General features: G+C 62.9%; 11 protein-coding genes. All 11 read left to right on the forward strand.

The window, feature by feature from the left end:
• The first annotated feature begins 4 nt into the window (after positions 1-4).
• The 11 genes from M5C71_RS13935 to M5C71_RS13985 all read left to right on the forward strand — a co-directional run bounded on the left by M5C71_RS13935 (position 5) and on the right by M5C71_RS13985 (position 12,937).
• Positions 5-862, forward strand: coding sequence for an NAD(P)-dependent oxidoreductase (locus tag M5C71_RS13935; protein WP_103495997.1), 858 nt, complete (start codon positions 5-7; stop codon positions 860-862).
• The gene (locus tag M5C71_RS13940; RefSeq protein ID WP_248768074.1) at positions 852-1,922 is read left to right on the forward strand and encodes a class I SAM-dependent methyltransferase; all 1,071 of its coding nucleotides are present in this window, start codon (positions 852-854) and stop codon (positions 1,920-1,922) included. The genes M5C71_RS13935 and M5C71_RS13940 overlap by 11 nt, the downstream gene beginning before the upstream one ends.
• Before the next feature lie 17 nt (positions 1,923-1,939).
• On the forward strand, positions 1,940-2,677 hold the full coding sequence (locus M5C71_RS13945) for a cephalosporin hydroxylase family protein (RefSeq protein ID WP_103495979.1): 738 nt from the start codon (positions 1,940-1,942) through the stop codon (positions 2,675-2,677).
• Between the two features lie 53 nt (positions 2,678-2,730).
• The gene (locus M5C71_RS13950; protein WP_248768075.1) at positions 2,731-5,673 is read left to right on the forward strand and encodes a TIGR00180 family glycosyltransferase; all 2,943 of its coding nucleotides are present in this window, start codon (positions 2,731-2,733) and stop codon (positions 5,671-5,673) included.
• 30 nt (positions 5,674-5,703) lie between these two features.
• A complete protein-coding gene (gene pseB, locus M5C71_RS13955) occupies positions 5,704-6,705 on the forward strand; it encodes a UDP-N-acetylglucosamine 4,6-dehydratase (inverting) (protein WP_103495977.1) in 1,002 nt (333 codons plus the stop codon).
• The gene (pseC, locus tag M5C71_RS13960; RefSeq protein ID WP_103495976.1) at positions 6,702-7,871 is read left to right on the forward strand and encodes a UDP-4-amino-4,6-dideoxy-N-acetyl-beta-L-altrosamine transaminase; all 1,170 of its coding nucleotides are present in this window, start codon (positions 6,702-6,704) and stop codon (positions 7,869-7,871) included. The genes pseB and pseC overlap by 4 nt, the downstream gene beginning before the upstream one ends.
• A gap of 34 nt (positions 7,872-7,905) precedes the next feature.
• Positions 7,906-8,526, forward strand: a complete 621-nt coding sequence (locus tag M5C71_RS13965; RefSeq protein WP_248768076.1) for a pseudaminic acid biosynthesis-associated methylase — start codon at positions 7,906-7,908, stop codon at positions 8,524-8,526.
• On the forward strand, positions 8,523-9,233 hold the full coding sequence (gene pseF / locus M5C71_RS13970; RefSeq protein WP_103495974.1) for a pseudaminic acid cytidylyltransferase: 711 nt from the start codon (positions 8,523-8,525) through the stop codon (positions 9,231-9,233). The genes M5C71_RS13965 and pseF overlap by 4 nt, the downstream gene beginning before the upstream one ends.
• Positions 9,230-10,735 (forward strand): UDP-2,4-diacetamido-2,4,6-trideoxy-beta-L-altropyranose hydrolase, encoded by a 1,506-nt coding sequence (pseG, locus tag M5C71_RS13975; protein WP_248768077.1) that lies wholly within the window; start codon positions 9,230-9,232, stop codon positions 10,733-10,735. Before pseF ends, pseG begins: the two co-directional genes overlap by 4 nt.
• On the forward strand, positions 10,728-11,780 hold the full coding sequence (pseI, locus tag M5C71_RS13980; RefSeq protein ID WP_248768078.1) for a pseudaminic acid synthase: 1,053 nt from the start codon (positions 10,728-10,730) through the stop codon (positions 11,778-11,780). The genes pseG and pseI overlap by 8 nt, the downstream gene beginning before the upstream one ends.
• Before the next feature lie 230 nt (positions 11,781-12,010).
• Positions 12,011-12,937: a ketoacyl-ACP synthase III gene (locus M5C71_RS13985; protein WP_103495971.1), complete on the forward strand. Its 927-nt coding sequence runs from the start codon at positions 12,011-12,013 to the stop codon at positions 12,935-12,937.
• Positions 12,938-13,011: the final 74 nt, after the last annotated feature.

Consider the following 13,011-nt stretch of genomic DNA (forward strand, 5'->3'; position numbering starts at 1 on the left):
CGGCCTGAAAGTGCTGGTGACCGGTGCGACCGGCTTTGTCGGTCGCCATCTGGTCTCGGCCTTGCTGGCGCGCGGGCATTCGGTGCGGGCCGTGGCTCGCGATCCCGAGGCCGCGCGCAAGTTGCCGTGGATCGACGATGTGGAGTTTATCGCCGCCGACGTGCATGCCGTGGACCTTGATGTTGCCATGCTGACCCAGGGCGTCGATGCCCTGGCCCACCTGGCCTGGCCGGGGTTGCCGAACTACCAGGCGCTGTTTCACTTCGAACACAACCTGTTCGCCGATTACCGTTTTATCAAGCAGGCGGTCGAAGCCGGTGTGCCCCAGGTCCTGGTGACCGGCACCTGCTTCGAATATGGCTTGCAGAGTGGGCCGTTGAGCGAAGCGACGCCGGCGCAGCCGAGCAATCCCTACGGTCTGGCGAAGAACACCCTGCGCCTGTTCCTGGAGACGTTGCGCCAGCAGATGCCGTTCAACCTGCAGTGGGCGCGCCTGTTCTATTTGCATGGCGAGGGGCAGAACCCCAATAGCCTGCTGGCCAGCCTGGACCGTGCCATCGCGGCCGGTGACAGTCACTTCAACATGTCGGCCGGCGAGCAACTGCGTGATTACCTGGCCATTGAAGTGGCCGCCGATTACCTGGCCCGGTTGCTGGAACAGCGGGATTTTTCCGGCGTGGTCAATTGCGCCAGCGGCCGCCCTATCGCGGTCAGGACCCTGGTCGAGCAGCGTCTGCGCGAGCGCGGATCGTCCATCGCGCTGAACCTGGGTCACTACGGTTATGCCAGTCACGAGCCCATGGCGTTCTGGGCCGTGGCCGAGCGACTGCAACAGCTACTGGGAGTCGAACATGGCGCATGAGTTGTATCGGGCAGCTGATCTGCCGGTCCTGCAAAACCGCACCTTTGCCGACGCGGCCTCGGCCAGGGCTTCGGCCCGCGCCGATATCGTGCTGGTACAGGACGAAGTCAGCGGCTTGATCTTCAACCAGGCCTTCGATGCCGACAAGTTGAGCTACGACAGCGACTATCAGAACGAGCAGGCCCATTCCGGCCAGTTCCAGCAGCACTTGAGCGACGTGGAAGGCATCATTGCCCGGCACTTCAAGGGCCGGAGCCTGATCGAGGTCGGTTGCGGCAAGGGTTATTTCCTCGAGCTGCTGCGCGGCCTCGGCTACGCCATCACCGGTATCGACCCGGCCTACGAAGGCAGCAACCCCGAAGTGATCAAGGCACCGTTCACCCGTGGCCTCGGCCTGGCCGCCGATGCCCTGGTGTTGCGCCACGTGCTGGAGCATATCGCCGACCCGGTGGCGTTCCTGGCGGCGATGGCCGAGGCCAACCAGGGCGGGCAGATCTATATCGAGGTGCCGTGCTTTGACTGGATCGTCGAGCACCGGGCCTGGTTCGACCTGTTCTACGAACACGTCAACTACTTCCGTCTCGATGACCTGCGCCGCTTGTTCGGCACCGTGCACGAGGCCGGCCATCTGTTCGGCGGGCAGTACCTGTATATCGTCGCCGACCTCGGCAGCCTGCGCCTGACGCCGACCGAGCCGGTTCCGCGCCAACAGCTGCCGAATGACTTCACCGCCAGCCTGGCCAAGGCGATCCGCATCATCCGCGAGGCGCCCGAGCAAGGCTCGTGTATCTGGGGCGCGTCCTCCAAGGGGGTGATCTATTCGCTGTTCCTGCAGCGGGCGGGAGTGGCGGTGGACCAGGTGGTGGATATCAACCCGGCCAAGCAGGGGCGTTACCTGCCCCTCAGCGGTGTGCGCGTGTCGTCGCCGGAGGAAGCCCTGGATGCCTTGCCCATTGGCGCCAACCTGTTTGTGATGAACTCCAATTACCTCGAAGAAATCAAGCGCATGACGGGCGGACGTTACGTCTACCACGCCGTCGACAGCGCCTCCTTTCAATGAACTTTTGCCGAGACTGAATGATGACCAAGACCGTTATGCAAGCCTTCGAAGCCGAATGCCAAGCCGAAATCGCCGCCCAGGGCCAGGACGAAAAACTCCAGGGCCTGGCCCGCGACTTCTTCAACGAGTCGGCCAAGCACAAGTACAGCTACCACTTCTCCTGGATGGGCCGGCCGATCATTCAACTGCCCCAGGACATGATGGCGATGCAGGAGATCATCTGGCAGGTCAAGCCGGACCTGGTGATCGAGTGTGGTATCGCCCATGGCGGTTCGATCATCTACTACGCCTCGCTGCTTGAGCTGCAAGGCCACGGCGAAGTGCTGGGCATCGACCTTGATATCCGCCGGCACAACCGCGAGGCCATCGAGAGCCATCCGATGAGCAAGCGCATCCGCATGATCGAGGGTTCGAGCATCGAGCAGTCGACCGCCGAGCAGGTCCGTGCGGCTGCCGCGGGCAAGAAGGTCATCCTGGTCCTGGATTCCAACCATACCCACGATCACGTACTGGAAGAGCTGCGCCTTTACGCGCCGCTGGTTTCCGTCGGCAGCTACTGCGTGGTGATGGATACGGTGGTCGAGGACATGCCGCCGGAGTTTTTCCCTGATCGTCCATGGGGCCCGGGTGACAACCCGAAGACCGCGGTCTGGGCGTACCTGCAAGAGAACAGCGATTTCGAGATCGATAAGCAGCTGGAGAACAAGCTGCTGGTCACCGTCGCGCCTGACGGTTACCTGCGCCGGGTTCGCTAAATAGCCACATCATCCTGAGTTCATTGGTCGATTCGCAGTTTTGGGGAAAGGTTATGCAAGGCAAGTACGTTTCTGAACAGGCATCGCTTCAGGGGAATGTGCAGCTCCTGGGTGATTTGTTGACCGTGGTGCTGGTTACCCATAACCGGCCGGCGTTCCTGCGTCGGGCGGTGAAGTTCTATAGCGCGTTGCCTTGCAAACTGCTGGTGCTGGACTCTTCCCCCGTGGCCTACGCCGAAGTCGCGCAGGGGCATGACTCGATCGAGTACCTGCACGTGCCGCAGTACGACTACTGGAAATTGCAGAACAAGTTCGCCCATGGCGTGATGAGCGTGACCACGCCGTACATGGTGTTTGCCGCCGACGACGACTTTATCGTTCACGGGGCGTTGGCCGAGGCGGTTGCGTTCCTGGAGAACAATGCCGACTACGGCATGTGCCATGGTTACTGCATGATGTACCTGTCGTTGGCGGGCAGCGTCAGCTACTACCGTCGCGACAAGAAGGTCTGTGAGGACTACGCCTCCGAGCGGGCCCAGGATCGCGTGGTGGACTATATGTACCAATACCTGCCGCCGTTCTACGCCGTCCATCGTACCGCCCTGATGCGCGACTGGCATTCGGCCTTGCCTGAAGGCACCAGTTTCCAATGGCAGGAAATCGGCCATGTCTACTACATGCTCGCCCGGGCCAAGGCGCGGATCCTGCCGATTCCCTATGTGGTCCGTGAGGTCAACTATGGCGATTCGGAACACAGCACCGAGGTCTACCACTCGCTGACCTACACCGATGCCAAGTCGGTGGCCGAGCGCGAAGCCTTTGCCGAGTTCCTGGCCTCCCTGCCTACCGCGATCGAAGGGCTTGATCCGGCACAGGGCAAAGCCTTCGCCCTGGAAAGTTTCGAAGCCATGACCGACAGCTTGCGCACCGGACGGGCACTGACCATGGAAGGGCTGTTCGAATCCACCTGGATCAGCATCAAGGACGCACCCGTGCGGCGCTTCGGGCCCAAGCAGTACGTGGAAATGCCTTACTACAACCAGGCATTTTTCGATCAGTTGACCCAGTTCGAATTCCTGCTCCATGCGATGCCGGCCGGTCGTGTGCAACTGATGGGACTGGAGGGTGTATGGACCCGTCAGGACGCGCTGATGCGCGCGCACAACAACGACACCCCGGAAAGCGTGGCGGACCGCCTGTGGCAGGCCCAGGAGTGCAACCTGTTCAACCGGCGGGTGGTCAAGCGCCTGGCCCGGCAACTGGAGATTCTCGGCGAAGAGGACGAGGCACGGGATATGTTCGCCTGGGCCGAGCGCCTGGACGCCGTTTCCACTGAAGACAATCGCTCGACCTTCGAGGCGATGCTCTCGGGACGCCTGCTCGATTGGCTGCAGGTTCGCGAGCCGTCTGCCGGCGAACTTGAGGCGATCGGCGATTACCAGGTCGAGCAGGGCAGCGGTCCGGTCTTCGGCCTGCTGGTACTGGACCTGAACAACGACATCGGTAAGTTGCAGGTCACCCTCGATAGCCTGCTGGAAGGGCACAGCAAGGCCTTCCGCATCGTCGTCTTCACCACGGGCGAGCCGCAGGCGGCGACTACCCTGCAGAACACCTTGCACTTTATCCGGGTGACACCGGGCAACCTGGTCGACAAGTTGAACCAGACCACTCGCCAGTTGCCCTGCGACTGGCTGTTGCTGGCCGAGGCGGGTGACGAGTTCACTGCCAGCGGTTTGTTGCGCGCCGGTCTCGAACTGCGCGCGGCCGAGGGCTGCCGTGCGGTGGCCACCGATGAAATCCAGCGCGACGCCAATGGCGCGCTGATCGATGTGTTCCGTCCGAGCTTCAACCTCGACCTGCTACAAAGCGTACCGGCGCTGATGGCCAGGCACTGGTTGATTCGCCGTGAAGTCTTGCTGGAGGTTGGCGGCTACAAGGCCGACTTCAGCAAAGCCCTGGAATTCGATCTGTTGCTGCGTCTGATCGAGCAGGGCGGCATGGCCGGACTGGCCCATCTGGACGAGCCATTGCTGATTTCCAGCGTACCGGCACTCGAAGAGAACGCCCATGAGCGCCTGGCGTTGCTGCGCCACCTGGGCACGCGGGGCTACAAGGCCCAGGTCACTTCGCAGAATCCGGGCAGCTACTTTGTCGATTATCGGCATACCGAACGCCCGCTGGTGTCGATCATTCTCCATGGCCAGGCCGACTTCGCCGAACTGGAGCGCTGCCTGAGCGCAGTGCTGCAAAAAACCCGCTACCTGAAATACGAAGTGCTGGTGGCCGATCACCCGAGCTACAGCGAAGCCCTCACGACCTGGCTCCGAGAACAGCCTCAGGCCGGTAAAGTCAGTGTGTTGCAAGCCGACTGGTCGAGCACCTCGGCATTCTGCAACGCGGCGGCAGATCAGGCCCTGGGTGAGTACCTGGTGCTGCTCGCGCAAGACAGCGAAGTGGTCAACCCCAACTGGATCGAGTCGCTGCTCAACCAGGCCTTGCGCCCGGAAGTCGGCGTGGTCGGCGCCAAGCTCTACAGCCGTGATACCAAGGTCTCCCAGGCCGGGCTGATTCTCGGCTTGAACGGTGGTGTCGGTTCGCCTTTTGTCGGTGAAAAGACGGATGCCAGGGGCTATATGCAGCGGCTGGCGGTGGAGCAGAACTATTCGGCGGTCTCGGCGACGTGCCTGATGGTGCGCAAGGCGTTCTTCGAGGCGGTCGGTGGCCTGGACGAAGGCGACTTCGCCGAGGCCTTCGCCGATGTCGATCTGTGTCTCAAGATCGGCCAGGTCGGCGGCCTGGTGTCGTGGACGCCGCAAGTGCAAGTGTTCCACCCGGGTCTTCTGCCCGAGGCGCCAGAGGCTCTGGCGGCCCTGCTCGAGAAGTGGGCGGTGAACTTCCAGCGCGACCCGGCCTACAACCCGCACCTGTCCCTGACAGGAAAAGGTTTCAGTCTGGGCAGTGCCAGTCCAGTGGGATGGGCGCAGTTGCTCGTTTAAGCCTGGCAGACAGTTAAAGGGACTCACGGTATGTTCAACGGCAAATCGATTTTCATCTCCGGCGGCACCGGCTCGTTCGGCCGCAACTTCATCCGTCGTCTGCTGGAGCAGTACCAGCCGCGGCGGGTGGTGGTGTTCTCGCGCGACGAGCTCAAGCAGTACGAGATGCAGCAGACGTTCAACGCGCCGTGCATGCGCTATTTTCTCGGTGATGTCCGGGATGCCGAGCGCTTGCGCCTGGCCATGCGCGGGATCGATTTTGTCGTGCATGCCGCGGCCCTGAAACAGGTGCCGGCGGCCGAGTACAACCCCACCGAGTGCATTCGCACCAACGTCAACGGGGCGGAAAACATCATTGCCGCGGCCATCGATAATGGCGTGCAGAAGGTTGTCGCCCTGTCCACCGACAAGGCGGCCAGCCCGATCAACCTCTATGGGGCCACCAAGCTGCTGTCGGACAAGTTGTTCGTCGCCGCCAACAATATCGCCGGCGAGCAGGCGACCCGCTTTGCCGTGGTGCGCTACGGCAACGTGGCCGGCTCTCGGGGTTCGGTGGTGCCGTTTTTCAACAAGCTGATTGCCGAGGGGGCCCGGGAACTGCCGATCACCGACGAGCGCATGACCCGCTTCTGGATCACCCTCGACCATGGTGTGCAGTTCGTGCTCGACAGCTTCGCGCGCATGCACGGTGGTGAAGTGTTCGTACCGAAGATCCCGTCGATCCGCATCGTCGACCTGGCGTCCGGCATGGCCGCGCATCTGCCGCACAAACACGTGGGCATTCGGCCGGGCGAGAAGCTGCATGAGTTGATGGTGCCGCTGGACGACGCGCGCATGACCCTGGAATTCGCCGACCACTACACCATCCAGCCGTCGATTCGTTTCACCAGCGTCGATGTCGATTTCGCGGTTGACGGTCTGGGGGAGCGCGGCAAGGCGGTGGATGAGGACTTCGAATACCGCTCCGATACCAACCCTGACTTCCTGGACGTGATGCAGATTGCCGATCTGCACGCCGGGCTGCCGGTATGACGCCTTATCAGATTCCTTATGGTTGCCAGAGCATCGAACAGGCCGATATCGATGCGGTGGTCGAGGTGCTCAAGTCGCCCTGGTTGACCCAGGGACCGACCATCCCGCGCTTCGAGGCGGCGTTGGCCGAACATTGCCAGGCCGATTTTGCCGTGGCGGTGTGCAATGCCACGGCGGCCTTGCATATCGCCTGCCTGGCGGCGGACCTGGGGCCGGGGGATCGCTTGTGGACCAGCCCGAATACCTTTGTCGCCTCGGCCAACTGCGCTCGCTACTGCGGCGCCGAGGTGGACTTCGTCGACATCGACCCCCTGACCTTGAATCTCGATGCCGGCCTGCTGGCGCGCAAACTTGAGGTTGCCGAGGCCGGCGGGCGGTTGCCCAAGGTGGTGGTGGCCGTGGCCTTTGCCGGCCAGAGTTGCGATATGCGCGCCATCGCCGCATTGTCCGAGCGCTATGGCTTCACGCTGATCGAGGATGCGTCCCATGCGGTCGGCGCATCCTACCTCGGGCGACCGGTGGGTTGCGGTGCCTTTGCCGCGATGACCATCTTCAGTTTCCATCCGGTGAAGATCATCACCTCGGCCGAAGGCGGCATGGTCCTGACCAATAGCCCCGAACTGGCCGAGCGCCTGCGTCGTCTGCGCAGCCATGGGATCACCGGTGATCCGGCGCAGATGAACGTTCCCGCGCAAGGGCTGTGGTACTACCAGCAACTGGAACTGGGCTTCAATTACCGGATGACCGACCTGCACGCCGCGCTGGGGCTGTCGCAAACGGCCCGGCTCGACAGCTTTGTCGCCCGTCGCCGTGAACTGGCCGGCCGCTATGACCTTTTGCTGGCCGACCTACCGCTGCAATTGCCGGTGGCCCAGGCGGGTGCCGAGTCCGCCTGGCACCTGTACGTGGTGCGCTTGCAGCTTGAACAGATGAGGGTCAGCCAGCGCGAAGTCTTCGACGCCTTGCGCGCAGCCGGCATCGGGGTGAACCTGCATTACATTCCCGTGCACCTGCAACCCTACTACCGCGAGCAGGGCTTCAAGGACGGTGACTTCCCCGAAGCCGAGCGTTACTTCGGCGAAGCCCTCAGCCTGCCGTTGTTCCCGCTGCTCACCGAGGAGCAGCAGGACTATGTGGTCGAACAATTACGAAATCTTGTCGGTTAAACGACGCTCAATGGCCCGAGGATAAACACCCGACATGCGTGAGTTCAGCGAACAGGAAGTGTTCTGGCGTGGCGAGTTCGGCGATCAATACGTGGGCCGCAACCAGGGGCAGGCGCTGGTCGCCGCCAACCTGGCGCTGTTCGCCAAGGCCCTGGCGCGCACCGGCCGGCTCTCCAGCCTGCTGGAACTGGGCACCAACACCGGCAACAACCTGCTGGCCTTGCACCAGCTCCTGCCCGCGTGTGCCCTGCAGGGCGTGGAGATCAACGCCAAGGCCTGCGAGCAGGCGCGCGAGCTGGGCATCGCCGAGATCTGGCACGGTTCGTTGTTCGACTACCCGCGCGAGCGGACCTTCGACCTGACCCTGAGCAAGGGCGTGCTGATCCACCTGGCGCCTGAGCTGCTGGCCACGGCCTATGAGCAGCTATACACCCTGAGCGGACGCTATATCCTGATTGCCGAGTACTACAACCCGGTGCCGGTGGAAGTGTCCTATCGTGGTAACAGCGGCAAGTTGTTCAAGCGTGACTTTGCCGGGGAAATGCTCGATCGTTATCCGGACCTGCAACTGCTGGACTACGGCTTCAGTTACCACCGCGATCCGCAGTTTCCGACCGACGATATCAACTGGTTCCTGCTGGAAAAACGTCCTTGAGTGCGATTGCAATCATTCCGGCGCGTGGTGGCAGCAAGCGCATCCCGCGCAAGAATCTCAAGCTGTTCCATGGCGAGCCGATGATTGCCCGCTCTATTCGCCTGGCGCTCGATTCGGGGTTGTTCGAGCGGGTGATCGTCAGTACCGATGACGAGGAAATCGCTGCCCTGGCCCGGGCCCGGGGGGCGCAGGTGCCGTTTATGCGTCCGGCGGCCCTGGCCGATGATTTCACCGGTACTGCCGCTGTGATCGCCCATGCGGTGGAGGCCTTGCAGCAGGCCGGATACCTGTTTGAGCATGCCTGCTGTATCTACGCCACGGCGCCGTTGTTGCAGGCGCGTTTTTTGCGCCAGGGGCTGGAGCTGCTCGAAGCCCATGCTGAAAAGTCCTTTGCGTTTTCGGTTTGCGAATTCGGTTTTCCGGTACAGCGCGCTTTGACGCTCGGCGCGGACGGCGCGCTGACGCCGCTGTATCCCGAGCATCGACAGACCCGTTCCCAGGATCTGCCCCGCGCCTTCCAGGATGCCGGGCAGTTCTACTGGGGGCGCAGCGCGGCCTGGCTGCGAGGCGACGCGCTGTTTTCGGAAAAAAGCCTGCCGGTCATCCTGCCGCGCCATCTGGTCCAGGACATCGACACCGACGAGGACTGGCGGCGCGCCGAGTACCTTTACAGCGCGTTGCTGGCTGGTGGAGAGCTGGAGCCATGAGAGTGTTGATCCGTGCCGATGCCTCGCCGGCCATTGGCAGCGGGCATGTGGCGCGCTGCCTGAGCCTCGCGCAGGTGCTGCGCAGTGGTGGTGCCGAGGTGCTGTTCGCCTGTCGGGCCTTGCCCGGCCATTCGTTGGCACGTATCGCCGAGCAGGGCTTTCAGGCCCTGGCGTTGCCGGCCGAGTACGCAGGCGAGGAGCCCGGTGCGGACATCGAGGCCCCGTTGCCGTGGCAGGCGGATATCGCCGCGCTGGGTGCCTGCCTGGTCACCGAGCCGGTCTTCGACTGGATTATCGTCGATCACTATGGCCTCGATCACGCCTGGCAAACCGCCGCTCGCCAGTGGGCGCGGCAGATTGCGGCGATCGACGACCTGAACAATCGCCAGCATGCCGTGGATCTGCTCTTCGACCAGAATTTCACCGCCGGCGACCCCGAGTACGCCCACCGCTGCTTGCGGCCCTGCCGTGAGCTCTTCGGCCCCCGTTACGCGCTGATTCGTGATGAGTTCCGCCAGGGGGCTGTGCCGATCGTCTTGCAGCCCCGGCGGGTAATGGTGAATTTTGGCGGCCTGGATGCGGCCGGCGAAACCTGGAAGGCCATTCAGTCCCTGGCGGACTTCAACGAGTTGGAAGTGGATTTTATCGCCGGCACCGCCAACCCGATGCTGGCTTCGATCCAGGCCATGGCGGTTGATCGTCCGCAGTGGCGGGTGCAGACTTTTGTCAGCGATTTCGCCGCGCTGATGGCCCGGGCCGATCTGTTTATCGGGGCCGGTGGCGGTACCAGTTGGGAACGTGCGGTCCTCGGCCTGCCGACCCTGTGCATTGCCGTGGCGGAGAATCAGCGGGCGAATGCCGAGCGGCTGGCGGCCGCCGGGGTGCATGTCTACCTGGGCAGCAGCGACGAGGTGACGGTCGACAGCCTGCGCCAGGCCATCGGTTTTGTCCTGGGCAATGTCAGTCTGCGGCGCAGCCTGGCCGCGCAGTCGCGGCGTCTGGTGGATGGCCTGGGGGCGCGACGGTTTGCCGTGGCCTTGGCCGGCTCCAGTCTGGCCTTGCGCCGGGTCACGGTCGCGGATTCGCAGTTGTTGTTCGACGGCCGTAACGCCGAGTCGGTACGCCGTGCCTCGTTGAGTTCCGAGCCCATCGGCTGGGAGGCGCATCAGGCCTGGCTGGCCGCGAGCCTGCTCAACCCCGGACGCCTGCTATTGATCGCCGAGGCCGCGGATGGCCCGGTGGGCGTGCTGCGCTACGATCTGGCGGGCAGTCGCGCGGAAGTCTCGCTGTATCTGTTCCAGGGCCGCGCCGGTCTCGGTTGGGGCCGGGCGCTGCTGGCTCGTGGCGAAGCCGCCGTGGGCGAGCACTGGCCGCAGGTGACGGTGATCGACGCCCAGGTACTGCCGGATAATCCGGCTTCCATCGAATTGTTCCGTCACGGCGGTTATGTCCAGTCGGCCTGCCGTTTCGAGCGCGTGGTAAAGGATCAGCACCATGACTAGTTTCAAGATCGGCCAGCGGGTCATAGGCGCGGACGCGCCACCCTTCATCATTGCCGAGATGAGCGGCAACCATAACCAGTCGCTGGAGGTGGCGCTGCGCATTGTCGAAGCGGCGGCCAAGGCCGGTGCCCATGCGCTCAAGCTGCAAACCTATACCGCCGAGACCATGACCCTGGACCTGGACGAAGGCGAGTTCTTTATCCAGGACCCGGCCAGCCTATGGGCTGGCTCGTCGCTCTATGCCTTGTATGAAAAGGCCCATACGCCCTGGGAGTGGCACGCGCCGATCTTCGCCCGTGCCCGGGAGCTGGGCATGCTGGCGTTTTCCACGCCTTTCGATGAAACGGCGGTGGACTTTCTCGAAAGCCTCGACGTGCCGGCCTACAAGATCGCCAGCTTCGAAAACACCGATCTGCCGTTGATCCGGCGTGTGGCCGCGACCGGCAAGCCGCTGATCATTTCCACCGGCATGGCCAGTGTCGCCGAGCTGGATGAGAGCGTGCGCGCCGCCCGGGCTGCCGGTTGCAAGGACCTGGTACTGCTCAAATGCACCAGCACCTACCCGGCCAGCCCGGAAAACAGCCATGTGCGAACCATTCCTCACCTGAGCGAATTGTTCGGCTGCCAGGTCGGCTTGTCCGATCACTCCATGGGCGTGGGGGTGGCGGTAGCCGCGGTGGCCCTGGGGGCAACGGTGGTGGAGAAACATTTCACCCTGGATCGCGCTGATGGCGGGGTGGACTCGAGCTTTTCCCTGGAGCCGGCGGAACTGGCCAGCCTGGTCATCGAGACCGAACGCGCCTGGCAGGCCCTGGGCCAGGTGCACTACGGCGTTACCGAGGCGGAACGCAAGTCCCTGGTGTATCGCCGCTCGCTGTATATCACCCGCGATATGGCCGCGGGTGAAACCTTCAGCGCCGACAACCTGCGGGCGATCCGCCCCGGTCTGGGACTGGCACCCCGGCATCTCGACGCCGTGCTCGGGCGCACGGCCCGACAGGCCCTCAAGCGTGGGACGCCGCTGTCCTGGTCGCTGGTCGAATAGTGTTTTGTCGCGCTGATTCGGCAAAATAGCGTGACCTGCGAGTCATAACGCGCATCTTCACTGTATTGTATCGACCTGGAAGATGGCGCCCGGCTTCATAAAGAGTCCGGTGATAGCCTTTTACTCTTCCGGCAGTCGCTCCCCCGTGGGCGGCGTCAAATCTCTGTTTGTCGGCAGCCCTCGGTCCTGGTGAACGAGGGTTTTCAGCTGTTTATTATTGGGAAGCCGTAATGATTGGCATAAAGAGCATTGCGAGCTACGTGCCTGTAGCCGGCGTGGACAATTACGCACAAGGTGCAAAATTCGAGAAGGATGAAGCCTTCATCCTCGGCAAGATCGGTTCGGCCTTCCTGCCACGCAAGGATGACGGTCAGGAAACCTCGGACCTGTGTGTCGAAGCCGTGAATGCGCTGTTCGCCCGCAATCCCGAGCTCAAGCGCGAATCCATCGACGCGCTGATCGTGGTCACCCAGAACGGCGATGAGGAAGGCCTGCCGCATACCGCCGCCATCGTCCAGGACAAACTCGGCCTGCCCACCAACGTGGCGGCGTTCGATATTTCCCTGGGTTGCTCCGGTTATGTCTATGGCATCTACGCGATCAAGGGTTTCATGGAAGCGGCGGGTCTGAAGAACGGCCTGTTGGTCACCGCCGACCCGTATTCGAAGATCGTCGATCCGGAAGATCGCAACACCACCATGCTTTTCGGCGATGCGGCGACGGCCACCTGGATGGGTGAAGACGCGCCCTGGCAGTTGGGCAAGGCCAAGTTCGGCACCGACGGGTCCGGCGCGCCGCATCTGAAGGTCAGCAATGGCGTGTTTTTCATGAACGGCCGCCAGGTCTTCAACTTCGCCTTGCTCAAGGTTCCGGCGCACCTGCACGAGTTGCTGGAAGAGTCCGGCCTGCAGGCGGACGATATCGATGCGTTCTGCATTCACCAGGGCAGCGCGGCGATCGTGGATGCCGTGGCGCGGCGTTTCGAGGGCGAGCCGGAGAAGTTCATCAAGGACATGGTCGAGACCGGTAACACGGTGTCGTCGAGTATTCCGTTGTTGCTGGAGAAACATGTCCTGGACTCGACCTGGAAGCGCGTGGCCCTCAGTGGCTTTGGCGTGGGCTTGTCGTGGGGATCGGCGATTATTCATCGGCCTTGATGCCAAGGGTCGCAAAATGGCGCTCCAGGTGAGATAACCTTGAGCGCCATTTTTTTGCGCGGAAGTTGAGGGCG

The sequence above is a fragment of the Pseudomonas sp. MWU12-2345 genome, assembly GCF_023242385.1.
Lineage (GTDB): Bacteria > Pseudomonadota > Gammaproteobacteria > Pseudomonadales > Pseudomonadaceae > Aquipseudomonas > Aquipseudomonas gingeri_D.